18 protein-coding genes are annotated in these 20920 nt (G+C 48.7%); 10 read left to right on the top strand and 8 right to left on the bottom strand.

Annotated features, from left to right (window positions below; translation table 11 throughout):
- The first annotated feature begins 208 nt into the window (after nucleotides 1-208).
- The 5 genes from ACTJJJ_RS29735 to ACTJJJ_RS29715 all read left to right on the top strand — a co-directional run bounded on the left by ACTJJJ_RS29735 (nucleotide 209) and on the right by ACTJJJ_RS29715 (nucleotide 5323).
- Nucleotides 209-1762 (top strand): aldehyde dehydrogenase family protein, encoded by a 1554-nt coding sequence (locus tag ACTJJJ_RS29735; RefSeq protein WP_426293726.1) that lies wholly within the window; start codon nucleotides 209-211, stop codon nucleotides 1760-1762.
- Nucleotides 1763-1769: 7 nt separating this feature from the next.
- On the top strand, nucleotides 1770-2135 hold the full coding sequence (locus ACTJJJ_RS29730; RefSeq protein ID WP_426295910.1) for a DUF779 domain-containing protein: 366 nt from the start codon (nucleotides 1770-1772) through the stop codon (nucleotides 2133-2135).
- Between the two features lie 201 nt (nucleotides 2136-2336).
- Nucleotides 2337-3740: a DEAD/DEAH box helicase gene (locus ACTJJJ_RS29725; RefSeq protein ID WP_188939450.1), complete on the top strand. Its 1404-nt coding sequence runs from the start codon at nucleotides 2337-2339 to the stop codon at nucleotides 3738-3740.
- 70 nt (nucleotides 3741-3810) lie between these two features.
- Complete coding sequence (locus tag ACTJJJ_RS29720; RefSeq protein ID WP_229223386.1) at nucleotides 3811-4548, top strand: DUF1361 domain-containing protein; 738 nt, start codon at nucleotides 3811-3813, stop codon at nucleotides 4546-4548.
- Nucleotides 4549-4627: 79 nt separating this feature from the next.
- Nucleotides 4628-5323, top strand: coding sequence for a pseudouridine synthase (locus ACTJJJ_RS29715; protein WP_426293727.1), 696 nt, complete (start codon nucleotides 4628-4630; stop codon nucleotides 5321-5323).
- Between the two features lie 93 nt (nucleotides 5324-5416).
- Here the strand turns inward: ACTJJJ_RS29715 and ACTJJJ_RS29710 are convergent, their stop codons facing one another.
- On the bottom strand, nucleotides 5417-6757 hold the full coding sequence (locus ACTJJJ_RS29710; RefSeq protein WP_426293728.1) for a UDP-glucose dehydrogenase family protein: 1341 nt from the start codon (nucleotides 6755-6757) through the stop codon (nucleotides 5417-5419).
- Between the two features lie 674 nt (nucleotides 6758-7431).
- On the opposite strand from ACTJJJ_RS29710, the gene ACTJJJ_RS29705 reads away from it, so the two are divergent.
- A complete protein-coding gene (locus ACTJJJ_RS29705) occupies nucleotides 7432-8499 on the top strand; it encodes a mannose-1-phosphate guanylyltransferase (RefSeq protein ID WP_426293729.1) in 1068 nt (355 codons plus the stop codon).
- 62 nt (nucleotides 8500-8561) lie between these two features.
- On the opposite strand, the gene ACTJJJ_RS29700 is transcribed toward ACTJJJ_RS29705, so the two are convergent.
- The 3 genes from ACTJJJ_RS29700 to ACTJJJ_RS29690 form a co-directional block, all read right to left on the bottom strand.
- A complete protein-coding gene (locus ACTJJJ_RS29700; protein WP_426293730.1) occupies nucleotides 8562-9263 on the bottom strand; it encodes a LuxR C-terminal-related transcriptional regulator in 702 nt (233 codons plus the stop codon).
- Nucleotides 9264-10227: 964 nt separating this feature from the next.
- On the bottom strand, nucleotides 10228-10548 hold the full coding sequence (locus ACTJJJ_RS29695; RefSeq protein ID WP_426293731.1) for a hypothetical protein: 321 nt from the start codon (nucleotides 10546-10548) through the stop codon (nucleotides 10228-10230).
- A 555-nt stretch (nucleotides 10549-11103) separates the two neighbouring features.
- A complete protein-coding gene (locus tag ACTJJJ_RS29690; protein ID WP_426293732.1) occupies nucleotides 11104-12090 on the bottom strand; it encodes a c-type cytochrome in 987 nt (328 codons plus the stop codon).
- 163 nt (nucleotides 12091-12253) lie between these two features.
- Between ACTJJJ_RS29690 and ACTJJJ_RS29685 the strand changes: the two genes are divergently transcribed.
- From ACTJJJ_RS29685 to ACTJJJ_RS29670, 4 genes are read left to right on the top strand one after another with little or no spacing between them, the layout of a single operon-like run.
- Nucleotides 12254-12793 (top strand): hypothetical protein, encoded by a 540-nt coding sequence (locus ACTJJJ_RS29685; protein WP_440703733.1) that lies wholly within the window; start codon nucleotides 12254-12256, stop codon nucleotides 12791-12793.
- A gap of 23 nt (nucleotides 12794-12816) precedes the next feature.
- Nucleotides 12817-13584, top strand: coding sequence for an LVIVD repeat-containing protein (locus ACTJJJ_RS29680; RefSeq protein ID WP_188927445.1), 768 nt, complete (start codon nucleotides 12817-12819; stop codon nucleotides 13582-13584).
- Nucleotides 13581-14276 carry a hypothetical protein gene (locus ACTJJJ_RS29675; protein ID WP_188927447.1) on the top strand — a complete coding sequence of 232 codons (696 nt, stop codon included), beginning with the start codon at nucleotides 13581-13583 and terminating at the stop codon, nucleotides 14274-14276. The genes ACTJJJ_RS29680 and ACTJJJ_RS29675 overlap by 4 nt, the downstream gene beginning before the upstream one ends.
- Before the next feature lie 36 nt (nucleotides 14277-14312).
- Nucleotides 14313-14699 (top strand): VOC family protein, encoded by a 387-nt coding sequence (locus tag ACTJJJ_RS29670; RefSeq protein ID WP_188927449.1) that lies wholly within the window; start codon nucleotides 14313-14315, stop codon nucleotides 14697-14699.
- 10 nt (nucleotides 14700-14709) lie between these two features.
- Here the strand turns inward: ACTJJJ_RS29670 and ACTJJJ_RS29665 are convergent, their stop codons facing one another.
- The 4 genes from ACTJJJ_RS29665 to ACTJJJ_RS29650 form a co-directional block, all read right to left on the bottom strand.
- Nucleotides 14710-17130, bottom strand: a complete 2421-nt coding sequence (locus ACTJJJ_RS29665) for a TonB-dependent receptor domain-containing protein (protein WP_426293734.1) — start codon at nucleotides 17128-17130, stop codon at nucleotides 14710-14712.
- Complete coding sequence (locus tag ACTJJJ_RS29660; RefSeq protein ID WP_426293735.1) at nucleotides 17111-18460, bottom strand: HTTM domain-containing protein; 1350 nt, start codon at nucleotides 18458-18460, stop codon at nucleotides 17111-17113. Before ACTJJJ_RS29660 ends, ACTJJJ_RS29665 begins: the two co-directional genes overlap by 20 nt.
- A 10-nt stretch (nucleotides 18461-18470) precedes the next feature.
- A complete protein-coding gene (locus tag ACTJJJ_RS29655; RefSeq protein ID WP_188927456.1) occupies nucleotides 18471-19595 on the bottom strand; it encodes an imelysin family protein in 1125 nt (374 codons plus the stop codon).
- A gap of 85 nt (nucleotides 19596-19680) precedes the next feature.
- On the bottom strand, nucleotides 19681-20880 hold the full coding sequence (locus ACTJJJ_RS29650; protein ID WP_229221025.1) for a DUF4856 domain-containing protein: 1200 nt from the start codon (nucleotides 20878-20880) through the stop codon (nucleotides 19681-19683).
- Nucleotides 20881-20920: the final 40 nt, after the last annotated feature.

The raw sequence follows: 20920 nt of genomic DNA, 5'->3' as shown, positions 1-20920 counted from the left end.
TCAGAATCCCTGCAATAGGTGAATTGCTTCTGATCGCAAATGAAGATCGTTCCTTTTCTCGATCCTTCCTTTCCTTCAATCATTAAATATAATTGTTTTTTGAAAAAATGAGATAATTATCCTAACACTTGACACGATCGTGCCAATGATTAACGGTTGCCGAGACTAGGTTTGTAATGTCAATTATTTCTAAAATTAACCTTTAATCATGGACACGATCACCGGAAATCAGACGGCCGAGCATACGACGTACAGTAGTGAGAATCTGGCCAGGCGGCCCGATTTCAAGGAAAAATACGGTAATTATATCAACGGAAAATTTGTGGCACCCGCCAAAGGAGAGTATTTCGAAAACGTCTCGCCGATCGACGGACAGGTGTTCACCCAGGCCGCCCGTTCCACGAAGGAAGACGTGGAAGCCGCCCTTGACGCGGCACATGCCGCATTTCCGGCTTGGAGCAAAACCTCCGCGACCAATCGCAGCAACCTGCTCCTGAAAATCGCGCAGGTGATTGAAGATAATCTTGAATATCTGGCTATTGTAGAAACCATCGATAACGGCAAGGCGATCCGCGAGACCCGCGCAGCCGATTTGCCGCTTTGCGTCGACCACTTTCGCTATTTTGCAGGCGTCATCCGTGCGGAGGAAGGCAGTGTTTCTGAGCATGACGAAAATACCGTTTGCATTAACCTGCATGAGCCGCTGGGCGTGGTCGCGCAGATCATCCCCTGGAATTTTCCCTTGCTGATGGCAACCTGGAAAATCGCGCCCGCACTAGCTGCGGGAAATTGTGTGGTGGTGAAACCCGCCGAACAGACACCGACTTCTATTATGGTATTAATGGAGCTTATAGGAGATATTTTGCCTGCGGGAGTGCTCAACATTGTGACCGGCTTCGGCGTGGAAGCCGGAAAGCCGCTCGCATCGTCGCCGCGCGTGGCCAAGGTTGCATTTACAGGGGAAACCACTACCGGCCGGCTTATTATGCAGTACGCTTCCGACAACCTGGTGCCGGTAACGATGGAGCTTGGAGGTAAGTCGCCCAATATTTTCTTCCCGTCGGTAATGGATGAGGACGACGCGTTTCTGGACAAGGCCATCGAAGGCGCGGTGCTGTTCGCATTGAACCAGGGCGAAGTTTGTACCTGTCCCTCGCGGATGCTGGTGCATGAAAGTATCTACGACAAGTTTATTGAAAGAGTGATACAGCGTACGAAAGCTATCAAAATGGGTCATCCGCTTGATGGTAGTACGATGATGGGCGCGCAGGCTTCGAATGACCAGTATGAAAAAATACTGTCCTACCTTAAAATAGGCAAAGAAGAAGGCGCAGAGGTGCTCACTGGCGGGGCTGCACAGGCTTTTGAGAACGGTATTTCGGGGGGGTATTACATTCAACCCACCATTTTCAAAGGTCATAATAAAATGCGGGTGTTCCAGGAGGAGATATTTGGTCCGGTGGTATGTGTGACAACATTTAAAACGACCGAAGAAGCCATTGCCATTGCCAATGACACACTTTATGGCCTGGGCGCGGGTGTATGGACGCGCGACGCACACGAGCTCTACCAGGTACCGCGGGCGATCCAGGCGGGTAGGGTATGGGTTAATAACTACCACGCCTATCCAGCCCACGCTCCGTTCGGTGGTTATAAGAAATCGGGTTTTGGTCGGGAGAACCACAAAATGATGCTGGGCTACTACCGCCAAACCAAGAACATGCTGATTTCGTATGACAAGAACAAGTTGGGATTCTTCTGAGTATGTCATGACAGAGCGCGTATTGATTACTCCCGAAGCCGAAAGGGTCGTCGACCAGCTTCGGGAGTTGCACGGAGAGCTGATGTTTCACCAGAGTGGCGGTTGCTGCGACGGCTCACAACCCATGTGTTTTCCCAGAGGCGAATTCCGCTTGTCGGAAAATGATGTTTTGTTGGGGCAAATAAGGGGCTGTGAGTTTTTCATGAGTCGTGATCAGTTTGAATACTGGCAGCATACCCAGCTGACGATCGATGTTGTGCCCGGCAGGGGCTCGAGCTTTTCGCTGGAAATACCGCTGGGGCTGCGTTTTCTTACCCGTTCAAGACTTTATACGCCTGAGGAAGCGAACGATCTGACGACGATCCACGTCTGAAAAAACGGGTTAATTGGAGAAGGTGCGAGACAGCCGTGTAGTGAATCTTTTACACGATGGTTTCGCACCTTCTTGTCATTTTAGCACTTATTGGTTATATTTGTTCAAATCGAGCGGTTTGCTGACTGGGAAAATCAAAGTCAGCTATATCTATAACATATCTGTAAATCAATGGATTTGCGGATTTTTAAAAGCTGAATTTTGAATTTCAACGAATTTGAACTCCACGAAGACGTTTTGAACGCCGTGGACTCTATGAACTACCAACAGGCAACGCCTATCCAGGAGCAGGCTATACCACATATTATCAGCGGCAAAGACCTACTCGCTTGCGCACAGACCGGGACCGGCAAAACCGCCGCTTACCTGATTCCTATTCTCGACAAGGTCGCCCACGAGGCCAATGAACATACCGGTGCACTGATTTTGGTGCCAACCCGCGAGCTTGCCGTTCAGATCGACCAGCAAATTCAGGGCCTGGGCTATTTTGTAGGTGCGACGAGCATCGCCGTGTATGGCGGCAATAAAGGCCCCGAATGGGACCAACAGAAAAAAGCATTGACTCAGGGTGCCGACATTATCATTGCAACACCCGGCAGGCTTATCGCGCATTTGCAGTTGGGTTACGTTCATTTTAGGGATCTGCGGCATTTGGTTCTTGATGAGGCCGACCGTATGCTCGACATGGGTTTCCTGAGTGATATACTAAAGATCATGAGCTATCTGCCTACTGAGAGACAGACGCTGATGTTCTCGGCCACGATGCCGCCAAAGATCGGCGATCTGGCCAAACGTATTTTGAAAGACCCAGAGGAGATAAGACTGGCGGTATCACGTCCGGCTGACCGGATTGACCAACAATTTTACCTTGCCAGGGACGAGCAAAAGCTACCTTTGCTGATGCATTTGCTGAAAGGCGTTGAAAATATCAGCATGGTGTTGTTCACCTCCCGTAAATCGAACGTGGAGCCGATCGTGCGGGCGCTGCGAAAACTGGGCCTGGGTGCGCATGGTATCTCATCTGATTCAGAGCAGGGTGAGCGTGAAATCGTACTACGTGATTTCAAAAACCGGCAGTTTCCAATCCTGGTCGCGACCGACGTATTATCCCGCGGCATAGATATTGATAATCTCAGCCATGTGGTGAACTACGACGTTCCCCGCGATCCCGAAGATTACGTGCACCGTATAGGGCGTACGGCACGAGCGGAATCGAAAGGTACAGCCATGACATTGATCAATGAGCACGATCAGAAATATGTATTGAAGATCGAAAGGCTTTTTGAGAAGGAATTGGAGAAAAAATCCGTTACCTCGGAACTGGGACTGGGAGAGGCTCCTGTATTTGAGCCGCCACGTTTTCGTTCGGGAGGGCGTAACAGTAGCAACAGGAAGAATAGAAAGAAAGATGGACCGGGGGCTACGTCTGCGAGAAAGCCACACCGCGAGGCAAAACCCCAGGACTCCACCAGCGTGGAAGTGGGCGCTGTGGCGACGGGCGCCGTTGTGACGGCAACCGACATGCCGAAGCGCAGGAACAAGCGGCGAAGACCTAAAAAGGATCAGCCCAAAACCGTAAACCCTACTGAGGCACAGGCCTCTTGATCAGCGTTGGTCAGACGTGAGCATTATTTGTCTTGCTTAATCGTCATGGAAGAACTTAAATTACGTACACTTGGACCGTCTGATAGATTGGATAAGGAATTATAAATTCAGCGTATCCGATCCTCCCATCATCACGATGGAGGGTTTGTTTTCGCTACTGCTGCTTTTGCTTCTGAGCCTGCTTGCGGTGTTTTTTCACCTTGTCCGCATCCTTTTCAACTCCCCCGTCGATTTTTCCCTCGACTGGAACCTCTTTCTGAGCTGGATACCCCTCATTATCGCTTTCTTCGCGGACAATCTTACGAAGCGTTTCGGGGATATTCCGGTGATTCTGGGCATTTTGAGTATTGCCTGGCTGGCATTTCTCCCCAATGCGCCTTACATGATCACCGATCTTGCCCACCTCACCGTGGACTACCAACGCGACCTCACCTGGCACGACACCATCATGCTTTTCTCCTATGCGGAAGTAAGTCTGTTCAATGGTCTGGTATCGCTTTACTGGATCCACCGCTCGTGGCGACGGGTGTACGACAAGAAGCCAGCCAACACCCTGCTGCTGATCAGTCTTCCGCTGGCAGGGTTCGGGGTATATCTGGGACGCGTGCGGAGAATGAATAGCTGGGACATCATTCATGAGCCAAGGGCCATTATCAATAACCTCTTCGAAAGCCTTCTGGATCGCACCGCCTGGGTCTTCGCAATGGAGATCGGCATGTTGCTGGGAATATTGTACCTGGTCTTGTGGGGGATAATCAGGTTCCGGATCCGGCATTCGAAAAAGAGCCCGGACTCGGGAAATCACTAGTGTGAATGTGTCCGGCTGTTGATTTTCGACACATCAATCGATTTTGGTGGGCTAAATTTCCCCGCTTTCAGACATTTTAATGAACCCTTTACAGATCCTGTTTCGCTGCGAGCGTCTTGTAGCGATCAATAAACCCAATGGCCTGCTAGTGCACCGCTCACCAATCGCCAGCGACGCCGATGTTTTCGCCGTACAACTCCTGCGCGACCAGCTTGGGCAGAAGGTCTACCCTGTACACCGCCTGGATCGTAAGACCTCAGGCGTGTTGCTTTTCGCACTCGACGAAGCTACGAACAGTGAAATGCAGCGCAAATTCATGGACGGTGAAGTCAAAAAGACCTATCACGCTATTGTTAGGGGCTATGCGCCTGATAGCGGGGAAATAGATTACCCCCTCAAACGCGACGACGGCGTGGTTCAGGATGCCGTAACCTTTTTTGAAACGCTCCAAAGAACGGAAATGCCCTTCGCTGTCGGTAAACATCCTACATCACGCTACTCGCTGGTCAAGCTAAATCCGGTCACCGGCCGTATGCATCAGCTCCGCAAGCACATGGCGCACATCATGCACCCGATCATCGGCGACCGGCCGCATGGGTGCAACAAGCAGAACAGGTTTTTTAAGGAAGAGTTGAATATGATGCAAATGATGTTGCATGCGGTGTCGGTTGAATTTATTGACCCTAATACAAACGGATATGTGAAAATTGAAGCGCCTTACCTCACGGAATTTTCAAGAATAAGAACAGTTCTTCTATTGGATTCGTCAGTTTAGGTTTAGGAAAACCGAATTTCAGAAGATAATGTTGATAAATAGGCTTAATGAACTCTATGAAGAGTTCATTAAGCCTATTTATCATACACAATGTTAGACAAGTTTCTCTAAGGAGGCGTATACCGGCGTCACCTTTTCTCTACCAACACTGTAATAGACAAAACCTAGCTCCCGCATAATGTCGAGTTCGTACAGGTTTCTGCCGTCGAAAATCACTTTGTTTTTCAGCAGTTTACCCATTTTTTCGAATTCCGGTGTGCGGAACTGAGGCCATTCGGTAAAGATCATCAAAGCATCTGCATCGTCGAGCGCTGCGTAAGGCGTGTGGCAAAACGTAACCCGATCGCCCAGAATTCTCCTTACGTTATTCATTGCCTCTGGGTCGTAGACGGTCACGTTCGCACCGGCGGCCAGCAATGCTTCGATGTTCTCCAATGCCGGTGCTTCGCGGATGTCGTCAGTATAAGGTTTGAATGCCAATCCCCAAACGGCGATCGTTTTACCTTTTAAACCGTCTGCAAAGTAATTATCTACCATTGGAAGCAATTTCTTCTTCTGGTCGTAATTCACATCCATGACCGATTTTAGGATGCGGAAGTCGTAATCGTAATCCAATGAAGTTTTAGCCAAAGCCTGAACATCTTTTGGAAAACAGCTACCGCCATATCCGATACCCGCAAACAGGAAACGCTTTCCGATACGGCTGTCGGTTCCGATACCACGACGAATATCGTCGACATTGGCTCCTACTTTCTCGCAAAGGTTTGCGATTTCGTTCATGAAGGTAATCTTCATCGCCAGGAACGAGTTGGCCGCATATTTGGTCATTTCCGCCGAGCGCTCATCCATGAAGATAACAGGGTTACCCTGACGTACCAGCGGAGCGTACAACTTCTCCATTACCTTTTTTGCTTTTTCCGAGGTTGTTCCTACTACCACGCGGTCGGGTTTCATGAAATCTTCCACGGCAACGCCTTCACGAAGGAATTCCGGATTGGATACCACGTCGAAGTCCACTTTCGCATTTTCAGCGATTGCTGCCCGTACTTTCTCAGCTGTTCCCACCGGAACTGTGCTTTTATCGATGATTACCGCGTAGTGATCCAGGATCGGTCCGAGATCGTCGGCAACTTTGAGAATATATTTAAGGTCGGCGGAGCCATCTTCCCCCGGAGGCGTTGGCAATGCGAGGAATATCACCTGCGCATCCTTGATGCCTTCGGCCAGGTTGGTGGTAAAAACCAGACGTCCCTCGGCCACATTGCGGTCGAAAAGAACGTCCAGACCTGGCTCGTAAATGGGTATTTCTCCTTTTTGAAGGCGTTCCACCTTTCTGACGTCGATGTCGACACAAGTCACTTGGTTACCGGTCTCGGCAAAGCAGGTGCCTGTTACCAAACCAACGTATCCTGTTCCTACTACTGCAATTTTCATAATATAAATATTAAAAGATAAACGTTGAATAATTCCCCAAAATTAGGCTATTAAATTGTAATTATGGAAGAGTCGTAAATATAAGGCTTTTCTACGACTCGGAGTTTATACCGCATCGATTTCAACACAGATGCTGATGGTTACGACACGTAACAGTCCGTTCGGTTGTTGTTTTGAACATCTCTGGAAAGTTCTACAAACGTCCGTTATGAAATCTTGCCCACTCTGAGGTGTCCTTATGTAGAAAATAACTTGTTTGCACGGATTGGTGATTTTGGCTGAGCAGCAACTGATAGAAGCTGAATGTTCCTTCTTCGAAAAAGTATCTTGCCCAAGTAAAATCTTAAAAAATGGACCACTGACGAAAACTTGTTTGCGGTTGGATTTCCTTTTCGAGCGCGTCGGTTTGAAGCCGGTAGGAGCACAGTTCCTTTTGCTGTGAACCAACAGCAACAAGAACTGTATCAATTCAAAGCCACCTCGCATGCGATTGGTTGATGATGTTTTAGCCTAAAAGCTTCTGGTAAGGAATGAATTCGCAAAGTTTTTTGAGAGGACGGGCCTTAGCTGACTAGTTTTTTAAGAATTTTCGCCGTCTTAGTAAAGCATCCTGACGCTTTATCAATAGTTTTGAAGGATTAATTAGTGCAATTCAAAATACTTACTCAACACAGATGCAGGATACTTATGTTATTATCATGGCGGGAGGCATAGGCACCCGATTTTGGCCTTTTAGTAGAACAGACTTTCCCAAACAGTTTCATGATGTCCTCGGTACGGGCAGGACGCTTTTGCAACAAACTGTCGACAGATTCGAAGGTGTTTGCCCGATTGAAAACGTTTATATAGTTACCAGTCAGGAATATAAGGATCTGATCAAAGGTCAGATTCCCGAGTTGGCCGACCACCAGATTTTGCTAGAGCCAAACCGGAGGAACACTGCGCCCTGCATTGCGTACGCTTGCTACAAAATTGCCGCACGTAGTTCTAACGCCAATGTCGTGGTAGCTCCCGCAGACCATATCATTCTTAACGAAGAAGAATTCAAGAATACGATCAAACTGTCACTCGAGGCCACTCGTAAGGAAGATATTCTGGTGACATTAGGTATTCAGCCAACCCGTCCAGACACCGGTTATGGCTATATCCAGTATGTTCCCGATGAGCAGGCGGTCAAAAAAGTAAAGTCTTTTACTGAAAAGCCACATTTTGAACTCGCATTACAATTCCTCGATAGTGGTGACTTTGTGTGGAACGCGGGAATTTTTATTTGGAACGTTAACGCATTTAAAAAAGCATTGACCCGGTTCATACCGGATATCGCTGAAATTTTTGAAAGCGGAGATGAGCATTATTATCTCGATTCGGAAGCATCCTTTATTCAGCAAGTTTATCAACATTGTGGCAGCGTTTCGATCGACAATGGCATTATGGAGAGAGCTGAAAACGTCAAGGTAGTACTTGCGAGCTTCGGCTGGTCGGACCTGGGAACCTGGAAATCGATGTATGAAATATCAGAAAAGGATGATAATCTGAATGTAACAGATGGTACCTTGATCCTACACAATACCACCAACTCGATCATTAAGACACCAAGCGACAAGTTGGTGGTTATCAACGGGCTTGACGGCTTTATCGTTGCTGAATTCGATGGTGTGCTGTTGATCTGCAAAAAGGATGATGAGCAAAAAGTAAAGGAATTCGTAGCCCAGGCTAAGGCGCTCGATCCAAAATATATTTGATCCGATATCTGTTTAATACAAATCACTTGAAAAGCCAGGTCTTTGATGCCTGGCTTTGGCATTTATGATATGTCAGCTTTCTGAGCCGGACGCTGGCGCTTGGCCCTTTTAGGACGAACGACGTAGCTCGGGGACGCACCGGCGTTCAAAACGCCCGGCTTTTTGGCAATGGCCGAAAGATCTGCAAAATGTTTGAGGCTGAATCTTTCCATAAGCATTCTCCGGTGGTATTTGAGCTCGATCATCGAAATGTTCAGGTGTTTGGCGATCGTTTTGAATGGCTCATCGCGCGATAAACCTTCCAGGATTGCCCGCTCGATACTTGACAGGTTATCCAGGGACGGCCCGCCAGCTGTTATTCCGGCCCATAGCAAATCCTGAATGTCCTGCGATAGGAACAAATTCCCCTTTTGCACCTGCACGATGGCGTCCAAAAGTTCCTGAAACGGACAAGTCTTTGTCAGGAAAGCTTTCGCGCCCAGGTTCATATAGCTTCTAATCCGCCATTCATCGCTCATAGAGGTTAAGATGACTACGTCAGCTTTTGGCCCGGAGGAAAAAATCAAATCTACACCTTTGTCATACCGGCCGTTGAAAACGAGCTCAGTTATGACCAGCGGCGCGGTTTCTTCGCTTTGACGTGTGATGAAGGCTTCGATAGAGCTGTAAATATTTATATTTTCTAGCCCGGGCATCGCTTTCAAGAGGTTTTCTTTTAAGGTTTCGGTGAAGATTCGATGACTATCGATCAGTGCAATTTTCATGACAGGAGGATGTTAATGGCAAACGGGTTTCGGAGCCGCTTGCCAATGGATACAATTATTTTTAGGTAACCAGAGGTTGCTGGGAATGTTCAAGCAAGTGCAGTCATTGGTAAAGCCCGTTGTTTTTATGGTACGGTCATAGCATCATTCCGCTGATTTTATTCAGACTAACTCTACCAGATAGGCAAATAGGCAAACGGTATTTAGCCGACACCTGTCCATATGCAACCGCATAAGAATGACCGAGGCTGTGAAGACAGGAGAGTACCCTAAGGCTCACCAATGCTTGCTGTAAGATTATCGTCGGAAGTGCGCTTTCCAGCGCGCTATCTCGGCTGAGGAGGCATGTTCGCCGGGCCTTGTTTGAGAAACTGACCGTTTCGGCCGGTTTGCGAAAGTGGTTGTTAGTAGCATCTATTCGAAAGATTAACGTTGAGTAAAATTCACTTTGATATCATTCCAAAGCGGACTTGTCAAGATTGAGTGTGCGGGGTTAATTGGCGTTGCCAGTTTTTGAACCTGGCTGTGATTTTGGCTACGGTCGATTTAGTTGATCGCCAAACGCAAGCCAAGGCATAGAATATTTGTGGTTGAAGCTATTAAACAAAGTTTATTATAGCAAGCCAGTAATTGTAATATTATGCGACTTTACTAATAATTGTTCAATTAGTTATATAAATTAATTGGATAATTTCATGTTTGTTGACTCGGCTTGCGGGGCTGTGTAGATGCGCGATTGTGGATCTTGTCAGGAAAGTTTTAGACGTGTGTGCGGGGGAGATTACATTGAAAGGTTGCAACGTGAGGTAGTTACTCTAATCTATATACGTTTGATGATTATAGCCGTATTTGATCTATGTACGTGGCTGTACTGCGCTGCATCGGCTTCAACGAATTTGTCAAAACAGCGCATTACGACGGTCCATCGGGGACATTCAGACAGCAAAAACAAACCTTATTTAAGCTAAAATTCAGCGGCCACTTTTTCTCTGAGTAGCCTGATTTGCCTGACCAGGTCGAAGCATTCATTTTTTTGCATCTGACTGATCGTGTTCTTAACCGAATTGACTACAATACGGCCCTCTTCATCTAACAATGGACCATGCTTGGTTACATTTTTATATATTTCTTCCCACTCCAAAGCAAGTTGCTCCGAAAACATTTTGGCTGGTATCACATGGAAGTAAGCGTGCAATTTCAGAAGCGTCGACCGGCAATCGTCATTATCCAGGCCGTCGGAGAATTTCGACAGTTCAGCGTAGGCAAATATGTTAGAAGGTTTCATGATAAAGGATAAGAGGCTTGTATAGGGTAACCATTTAACAATTTTATGATTTTATTGCCTTGCAAGCAACCCACTCCGCTTTTGCCCGCAGCGTCAATAGAGACGGATTGACTTGAAATAGCTTACACACAGTTACTTGAAGAGACTTGCAGTCCCAGGTGCGTTAAATAAAATAATAGACTATTTATTTAGCGGTTGAATACGTCACAACCCGTTTGAAGTCAGCTGCTTTCGTTATTAAAGGTGTAGAACGATCCGGTATATAGTGACTGTTCGAAATGTGGCATCAAATTTATTCGTATCGTTTTTTATTCCGTCGCCCTCGCTGCGTAGTTAAAAGTTTAGCGCTGTCAATCTACACTGCTTTCCTGATGTGGACGCGTCATTAACGAGTATTACAGAGGTAGCCGGTCGATAATTAACTTGTAGAATGTCATATGAATTTTACTTATTATACGAATTAGGTCACTATTTTGCTTGTGATTTTACTCAACGATAGAAAAGGGGGCGTTTGCGTAATGCAAAGCCCCCGCTTTGTTTTCAGGATCGCCCGGCTTAGTCGGCCGAATATTGGGGCCGGAACTTGACCACCTTGTTGCTTTGCGGTTTCACAGTTTGCAGATACGCAAAAATCGCTCTCAAATCACTTTCCTTCATTCCCGCATACATGGTCCATGGCATGGGCGTATTCATTTCTTTGGCCCCTACCTTATGTGGCTGATAAGCGGAATCGGCATAGGGTTTGAAACGCTGGACGAATGCGTCGGCCGTCCACGAACCGATACCATTGGTTTTGTCGGGAGAAATGTTTGCCGAGGTGGTAATGCCGTTTGGCATGATAAATTCCATTCCGCCGCCAAATTCGGTTCCCGGTACCTTTTCACCCTTTTCGCGTTTGCTATGGCATTCCACGCAGCTTGCGGCCGTGGCCACATAGCGGCCATAGGCGACCTGGTCGGTTTCAGAAGGCCGTTTGGAGAGATTGGCTTTCGTAGGCATCGTGTTAATCAGGATATTGACCGGAAAGTCGTATTCCGGGGCTTCAATGTCATGCTTTACGGGCGCTAAGGTGCGTATATAGGAAATCAAGCAGTAGATATCTTCCTGGTCGAGCTGGCCGTAGTTCAGGTAAGGCATAATAGGGAATAATGCGCGGCCATCCTTGCTGGTGCCGGTGGTGATGGCGCGGAAGACCTCCCCGTCGGTCCATTCGCCGATGCCGTAGGGCGTAATATTTCTGGCGTAGAACTTGCCGGGGAAACCCATATCGCGGCTGAAAAGCTCGCCTCCTCCACCAAAATTGCCGGCGGCAAGCGGAGCGGAAAACCGCGACCAGTCGCGTGTGCTGTGGCAATCCACGCAAACCGCAATGTGGTTGGCAAGGTACTTGCCGCGTTCGATACGCTCAGGTGTTTTTTCAATCGAAAGCACAGGGGCCTCGCCCACATCGGGAAGGGCAGTCTTGACATAGGTAGCGGCAGCAGCGGCCGCCAGAATGATTACAAGAAGCAGGACGCCCACGATTTTGAGTAGCTTTTTCATAACAGAGGGGTGATAGTAGATGGTGAATATGAGGATTGTTGATAAGGTACAATAATTCCCTTAAAGTCCAAATACTTAGTTATTTAGTGAAATTCGGTGAAGCGAATGCAACGTTTAAATGCAACATGGTGTCTAAAACTGAAATTCAATCCAGATTCCTGCCATGAAAAGAACCTTACTTGCAAGCTGCCTGGTGCTGCTGATGGTCTCGTGCTATTACCGGGACTCCGAACCCTTTATCGGCAATGTGAAGTTCGATGGCACAGGCTACCGGCCGGTCTACAAAAACCCGGAGGATATTTCGAAGGTAGAGGTGTTAGCCGCCCAGTCGCTGAGAAAGCCCGGCAAGATCTATACTTTCGACCGCTACCTTTTTATTAATGAGCTCGGTAAAGGCATTCACATCATTGACAATGCCGATCCGAAAAAGCCCGAAAACCTTTCATTTGTCTCGATTATTGGTAACTACGATATCGCAGTCAAGGATAACTGGCTGTATGCGGACAACCACTCGAACCTTCTTGTTATTGACATTGCTGATCCTAAGGCTCCGAAGGTGACCAAGGTCATTCCGGACGCTATTCCCGTACATGACTATCCGCCTTTGCTGGGGGTTTATTTTGAATGTGCCGATGAGAAGAAAGGCGTGATAGTGGATTGGGAAAAGGTCGAGATGGAGAAGCAGCCCAAATGTTACAGGTAATCATTAACAGACATCTTTTAGCTATGAAAAAGTTGATACCCCTTTTATTTCTCGGACTTGCCGCTGTTGGTCTGATGCTTTTGCTTAATAGCTGCGATGACGGAGCGTCTGACTCTGCACCCAGCCCGCAGACCGGAACAGGCGGGTCAATGGCGCGGTTTGCGATCACAGGCAACACGCTCTATATAGTTTCAAAACAATCCTTGGAAGTCTACGATATCAACCAAGGTGGAAGCCCCGCCAAGGCGGTCACAAAGAACCTGGGGGTGGGGATTGAAACAATCTTCCCCTATCAGAAGAGCCTGTTCATAGGGGCTACGGACGGAATGTATATTTATAACAATAGCACGCCGAACGATCCGGTCCTTTTATCGAAATACACCCATGTGCTTTCCTGTGATCCCGTAGTGGTGCAGGGCCAGTATGCCTACGTGACATTGAGGGCGGGCGTAAACTGCCGGCCGGGCGGTTCTTTCAGCTCGCTGGATGTGGTCGATATTAGCGATCCGACCAAACCTCAAATGGTCAATAGCCAGCGAATGGATACCCCTTACGGGTTGGGCGTGTCGGGTAACAAACTTTTTGTTTGTGAAGGTGATAAAGGACTCCGCGTGATGGATATTACCGACCGTAAAGTGCCGATCCAGAAACATTTTTTTCAGGAAGTGCCCTCATATGATGTGATCGTGCGAAACAATCAGTTGATCGTTACAGGCAAGGAAGGCCTCTACCAGTATAAGTTCGATGAGTCGGACAGCATCGAGTACCTGAGCAAAATTCCCGTTCTATGAGAAGCACGCTCATTGCAATACTTACACTCTTGTATCCCTTTTACAATTGCTTTGCCCAGTTCGACGTCGAAACCGCCAAGCGGCACGTGATCATTAAGTATTCGCCGCTGCCGATGTTCGACTTCGACAATACCGTTCAGTTCGGGGTGGAAGTGCCTTTGGGTGACGGGGTTTTCGCGTTACAGGAAGATTTGGGCTATGGAAACTCCTCTTTCAGTACTTGGTATAGCGATGATGACCGGCCAGACAAGCAGATTTTTAAAACCCGCACGCATTTGAGGTGGTATTTTGTGGAAAGACGCAGGATGCGTGCTTACTTTGGACCCGAGATTTTGTACAAAAAAGTCGTTTACCGCGACAGTCAATGGGCGGGCAGGGATTGCAGTGGTCCATTTGGCCCATGCAGTTTTTTTCAAAACCAGAACGTCCGGGTCGATAAGAACGTTCTGGCCGGGCATGCGCGCTTCGGCTGGCAGTTCATTACGCCAAGCCGGTTCACGTTTGATCTTTTTGCCGGCCTGGGGTTCCGCCACATTTTCGCCACCTCACATTCGCCGGGAATCCCCGACTCACAGGTTCTTAGAATTCATGATAACTGGGAAGACCTTGATCCGGAGAAGAGCGAAACTCGTCCCAGCGCAGTCCTAGGCTTCCATTTGGGGATTGTTTTGGGGAAATACCGCAGAGATTGACTACATTACCATTCAATCCCTAAACATCGGACAACTATGGACAATGCCATCAGCTGGTTTGAAATACCAACCGCCGACCTAGATCGTGCTACCGCTTTTTACGAGTCGATTTTTGAGATTAAATTCATTCCGCTAGACGCGCCGAACCTTAAAATGCGGATGTTCCCCATCGACAATATGGCTACCGGGGTAGGCGGGGCGCTCGTATACAGCGGCGGGTTTCACAAACCTTCCGCCACCGATGGGCCGTTGATTTATCTGAATGCAAACCCGGACGTGCAGATCGTGCTCGACCGGGTAGCCACCGCAGGTGGGAAAGTTACCGTTCCCAAAACGCAGATCAGCCCCGAATACGGCTATATGGCCGCATTCATCGATTCGGAAGGGAACCGTATCGCACTGCATTCAGCGCCGGTCGAATAGTTTTGCCGGCTTAGATTTTAACCTGTAATGTCAGGTAAAAGCCCCGCCCGTCGGATGGCAAAATACCCGGGCCGGGATACCCTGTTGCCCGGCGGGTGAAGTACATTTCGTTGGTCAGGTTGTTAGCGCTGCCTTCGAGCCGGAAGCGCTTCCATTCGTAGGACAGGCTCACGTCCATGATCTTGTAAGCCGGGATAAGGCCGACCACCGAGGATACGCCGCCATCCACAGCATTAGTGGCTTCCGAAAACTGGTTAGTCAGGTGCGTAAGCTGAAAAGAACCCTTTAATTTCTTATAGCCGAGCCGCAAGCCGGTTTTTAGGTTGAGTTTGGGTACAAATTCGACCTGGTTACCCTGCACGCCCGGGATCTCGCTATGATTATATTCGGATTTGATCAGCGCGACATTTCCAAACAGGACGCCACTCCAATCGTTATGCTCCGGCCGGGCGAGCCTGATGAAGTCAGCTTCTGCATAGGATTCAATCCCCATGATAATGGCTTGGCCGACATTGCTTCTCAGACGCAGCACGCGGTTGCTTTCGTCATAAAACTGCACCTCGCCGATCCGGTTATCGTAGTTGAGGTAAAACAGGCTAACATCATAATTGAACAGCGAGGTCTGGTGGCTGCGCACGCCGATATCGATCGAGTACCCTTTTTCATCCTTTAAATTCGGGTCTATGACCGAGGATGGGTTGGCAATGCGCATGTCGCTGAAAGTGATCGAGCGGTAGTTTTGTGATATGTTGCCGTAAAGCTCGACTTTTTCAGCAGGCTTATAACCGATTCCGATGCCGGCAAGCAGGAAATGGCGTGCATTGGTGCGGTATTCGTCGGTTCGGGAAATGTTGATCACATTCCCAGCAAGGTCGCGCGAAATGTTGCCATAGTAGCCGTCTGCGGTGGTTTTAATGTATTCAAATCGCAAGCCAGGAGTAATGGAGAGCTTGTCGTTGAGGTAGAAGATGTTTTCTGCGAAAAGAGAAATGTTGCGGTTGGGGAATCGGTAGTCGTAGGTGATAAACCTGTCGGGCTCCACAAATGTAAAATCAGCGTCCTTTGCTTTGCTGCCAAGTCCCTGCAAGTTGTGGTTATAGCCATAATAGTAGCGCCCCCCAAGGAGCATTACCGACATTTTCTTGGCAATCGAATACCTTTTCAGGTAACGCGCTTCGGCGCCCCAGTTGGTGAAATCGCCTTTGATCAGATCGCGCTCTCCGTTGTCATCGATGGTAGCCACCCGGTTGGGCCGGAAACCCAGCGAATACCGGTTGGCTGCCAGGCCAAAAACGCGCAGGTTGAATTCATTACCTGCATTGAAACGATGGTCGAAATGCAGGGCGGCCATGTTCCAGTTTACCTCAAACCAGTTTCGTTCGCGGTTAGTCTGGCGCGGATCGTCGGCAAACATTGCGTCGGTGAGCCCGCCGGGTTGCTTGGCCAGGTAATGCATGTGTGTGATATCGAGGCCTATGCTGGTTTTGTCGGAGAGCTTATAGTCAAGGTCGGAATAAAAAGTGTAGTTGTTGAACCGCGAATTCGCACGCCAGCCGTCGGCTCTTTTGTATTGGAAAAAAGTGTAGTAGCTCAGCTTGCCTACTGTGCCGCTGGCGCTGGTAAATGCATTGTAAAACCCAAAAGAGCCCACACTTTGCCGCGCTACCACCTCCATTTTGCGATCCTGCACCGGTTTTTTCATGATAAAATTGATCAGCCCGCCAAACTGTGTGCCGTACTGCAGTGAAGCCGCCCCGCGCACGATCTGGATCTTGCCGACAGCTTCGATAGGTGGTGTGTAATAGCTTTCGGGATAACCTAGCGCATCGGCGCTGATATCGTGGCCATTCTGACGTACATTGAAGTTGGCCGTCCGGTTGGGGTCCAGGCCACGCCCGCCGATACTGAGCTGCAAACCGCCTCCGTCATTCTCCCATATATTCAGCCCGGCCACTCGCGAGTAGACCTGCCGCGCATTGTTGGTCGATAAATTGGCCACCAGTTGCTCGGGGGTGATCACCTCCGATTTTTTACCTTCGTAGATCCCCATACTCTCCACACCGCGTAGCCGCGAGAAACCAAAATCCGCCGCTTTTTCTTTTACGGTTAGCTCGTCAAGGTTTTGCTCCGAAGAGCTCAGATAAATATCGAATCGCAGGTCCTTGCCGCGGGCATTGAAATGTTTTTTCTCGATCCGGTAGCCCGACAGCGTGGTTTGCAAGGTATAATTCCCGTTTGGCACCGAGGTGAAGACGAACCTGCCCTGCTGGTCTGTTACTGTGGTGAGGCTTTCATTCAGAAAGATGGTGCAACCCGCAATAGCGGTCGTATCAGACTTGGAAAAGATGCGGCCCGACAGACTGGTCTGCGCCAGAGAAAAACTGCCAAACAGCAGCAGGAGGGGTAAAAATTTAAAGACCTTTAATTTCATTGTCAAATGGGGTAATCCAGGATTTGTGTCGGAAGGAGTCGGTTTGTTGCGCCAAATCGACATCTGGGGCAATCAATGGTTTGCCGGTGCGCCCGTTGAGGGCTACATACGAATCTACATACACATGAGGGCGTGTGAAGCCGCGTGCAGCGTAGTGGTCGCGCAGCATATGCGCGTATTGCAGGATCATGTCAGGCTGGGTCGACATCATTTTTTCCTGCAAATGCGTGAGAAAATCGTTATTGTTTACAACCTGTCGTCTTCCAGTGGCATCTGTGACGGTAAACTGTGTGTAACCTGCTTTTTCCATCAACATAACCCTCCATGAAAACCGGTAACCTTCCTCGGTCCAGAAAAGCTCGTCGGAATAAAGCAGGTACCGGAAAGGAAAAGTGATTTGGAATACAAAAAACAGCGCAAAAACTGCGTAAACGATCGGTTGAAGCCATGCGGGAAACCGGTAAGGTGCAATAGGCTTGATGGTCTCAGCAGGTAATGCAAGCAAACGACCAGCACGGTCAATGATTTTCTGATGGAATTCCGCCGGAAAAAATACCAATGCGGTCACGATCATGATATAGGGAAACATGCCGATCGGGAAAAGCAGAGACGTCAGCAAATGAAACACCACTACCGAGGCGTAGGCAAAGGGTCTTGTCCGGCCGTTCCAGAGCAAAAATCCTACGCTCAGGTCATAAATGCATCCAATCCAGCTAAAAATGTAAGCCGTCTCCAAATGGTTGAACAACGTACCGATGAGCAGCGTGTCATTTTTAGCAGGTAACCATATTTTCATGGGTAGTGCTTCCAAAAGCCAGTCGCTGTTGAGCTTGGCAATGCCGGCGTAGAAATACAGCATGCACACGATGAGCCGGATGCTATCCAGGCACCAGGCAGGGATTTGCCCCGCACGCAATGCTTGATTTTGGCGTGAATCAATTGAAAACAGGGTGTTTGCTGGTAAAAATATCAGCATGAAACAAAGCATGCTCACAAAATAGTAGTGGTTCAGGTATGTGCTTTTGTCGATGAATTCAATGTAGGTGAAGCTCAGGAAAAGTGCGACCGAAGCCATCCTGTAATGCCAGCCAATAGCGACCAGCAATGCGGAAATGCCACAAATCGCAAACAGCAGGTAAGTCCATTCACCCAGCGGCCTTACGAATTCAAAACCATAGAACGGGAAGAAAAACCGCGGGTTGATATAGAGCTCTTTGACCCACCCCAAAGCCACAAAACGGCCTGTGCTGATCGCCAGCATCAGGCCGAAAATGGCCCTGAACACGGCCAGGGGAGCCGCCGAGGTATATTTTTGCAGATATGCCCGCATGGGTTGGGTGCTAATCGCCGTCGTTATCGGTGTAAGTAATGGTGATGCTCATGGCCGAAGTCATATCCACTTTCAGCATCCGCACCGCCTTTTGCATTTCGGTATAGGTGTCCTTCATGGCCTGGTTATTGGTTTTGACCTCTTCGTACAAGTTGGGCTTCAATACGTCGAGTTTGGCGGCAGCAGTCTGGAACTGTGCATTGATGCTCTCGGTCAGCAATTTGCCGGTGCCGCTGTCCTTGGCGCCCAATGCATCCAGGTAATTTTTAAGGCCTGGGCCGGCCTGGCCAGTAACCGCGTGTCTTCCGTTGAAAAAGTCCACGTAAGCTTTATGCGCCGTTTGGGCGAGTGTTTTGGAAATGTCTTTCTTGTAAAAAGCTTCCACCTTTTCCGGGGCCGGAATACCGCTAGCCATGGCGCCGGAAGGAATCCCGAACTTACCCGAACGAATGTAGCGTTCGTAATGAAGAACGGAGCCATTGACCATCAATGAAGTCGATGAGCCGATATCAAGGCCGGTTTTACTGATGAAAGTATTGAGATATTCGCCTTTCCAGTCGCTGATCACCTTCCCCAGCAGCGAGTCCATACGTGCGATCACGCGGGTAATGTATGCGAGTTTTTTGGCGGCATCTTTGTCGGTGGTGTAATGGGCAAGAATGGAGGTGTCGTTGGCGCCCAGCCCATTGATAAGGTAATCGAGCGCTGGAAAGCCCTGAGTAGGGTAGGATGCGGGTACTTCCAGGCTTGAGGTTGGATCGGTGATGTTGGCTGCAATGCCTGCCTCGCTGGCGGGATAGATGTTGAAGAAGTTGCGGATAATCTGTTTTTCAGCCGGACCAAAATCGAATAGCTCCACACGTTGCCAGGCCACATACGCATCGGTCCAGGCGCTGCGGAACTCAGTCAAAGTTTGGCTATCAGGTTTTGCCGTAAATGCTTTGGACTTTGCCGACATCAGATCAAACTTGGTTTTAAACTGATCGTAGGAGGGAATGATCACATTTTCGGCCAAGGCTTTAAGCATCACCGACCGGTCTTTTCCTTCGTCTGTCGGCTGCGGATCGGGCTTATCGCTTCCGCTCGAACAGCCTAGGAAAACCAATGTCAGCACGAGCGCGATGTACTTTTTCATTCTTATCAGAGGTTATATTTAAAACGACAAATGGTGGACCGGCAAAATGCCAGTCCACCCACTTGAAAAGAGATAATATGAGCTGTTACAGCTTGAATTTCTTGGTAATAGCGTCGGATGCGGCATTAACCTTGTCGTTGGTAAGGTCCCAGAATTGGTTGGGCGAGCCTGGTCCGATCAGTGCCAAAAGGATCGCGTCGGAAAAGTCAGAGTCAGCGCCGTTGATCGTACAGTAACGCAGCGAGTAAATAAAGCCGAGCCCTTCTCCGATGGCGTGTGCGCGGGCCGCATCGGTAGTGCCGCTTTTCCATTTGGCCAGGTAACCCAACGCTGCCGAGGCGATGGCTTTCTCCATTTCTGTACGGATGAAGGTAGCCTGTGTTTTGAGCTCCGTTTTGTCGTTATTCACGATCGCCACGCGTCCTTTAACAAATGCAGTGTGGATTTTGGCATAGGAAGCCTTGTTGTATTCCCAAAGGTAAGAACCCAGGAATGATTCGGTCGCTTTTGCTCCTTTGGCGGCATCGGTCGCTCCTTCGAGGAAAATAGGGTTTGGCGTAAGCAAACCGAAAGCTTCATCCCAATTGTGTTCCAGTGCAGTGTATTTTTTACCGGAAACCAATGTTTTGTTGTCAGCTTCAAGACCTTTGTCCATCACAACGTTACCGATATAGTCGAGCTGCAATGCGCCGATAAGGCCTTTTTGGATGATCTGCGCGATTTCAATACCGTTCGCAGTGACCAGGTAAGTGCCCAGTTTTCCAGCCTTTCCTTTCGCCGCAGTTTGTTTCACCGATTTGCTGCTTTCAGCCATCTCGTTGAAATAGCCTTCCAGCAACTTGCGGTCTGTCTCTGCATTGGCTCTCGAGGAGGCCGTCAGGTTACGAAGCTGCACGCCTGAGGCATTCAAATCGTTTCCATTTACCACAACAGCTCCCGCTTTAATGTCTTTGAACGGGTTACCACTATTCGCAAACATGTTTTTCATCACAGTCGCATCAAGGGTCGCCGAGTCACGTACAGCGCTGCCGAGGTAGTAATTCAGTGCCTGGAACATCCTGTAACGGTCGGTGCCCGATTTCAGATCGGCAGTAGTGTCGCCTTTGGCGTCGATGAAAAGGCTTTTATAAGGAGTAGTAGGCGTTACTTTCGCATAGTCGATCTTGGTACGAAGGTCTTGCTGCCCAGGAGGTGTAGGTTCGTCGTCATCTGAGCAAGAGACAAGTCCGAACGCAACGACAGAGGCCAACAACATAGCCCGCAACTTGAAATTGTGGTGTAGCATTTGATGCAGTAAGCGTTTTGTTAAGGATGTAACTGTGTGG

The sequence above is a fragment of the Dyadobacter sp. 22481 genome, from assembly GCF_052044875.1.
GTDB classification, from domain to species: Bacteria; Bacteroidota; Bacteroidia; order Cytophagales; family Spirosomataceae; genus Dyadobacter; species Dyadobacter endophyticus.
Note: the sequence above shows the minus strand (reverse complement) of the source record. Positions and strands in the feature narration are given on the sequence as shown.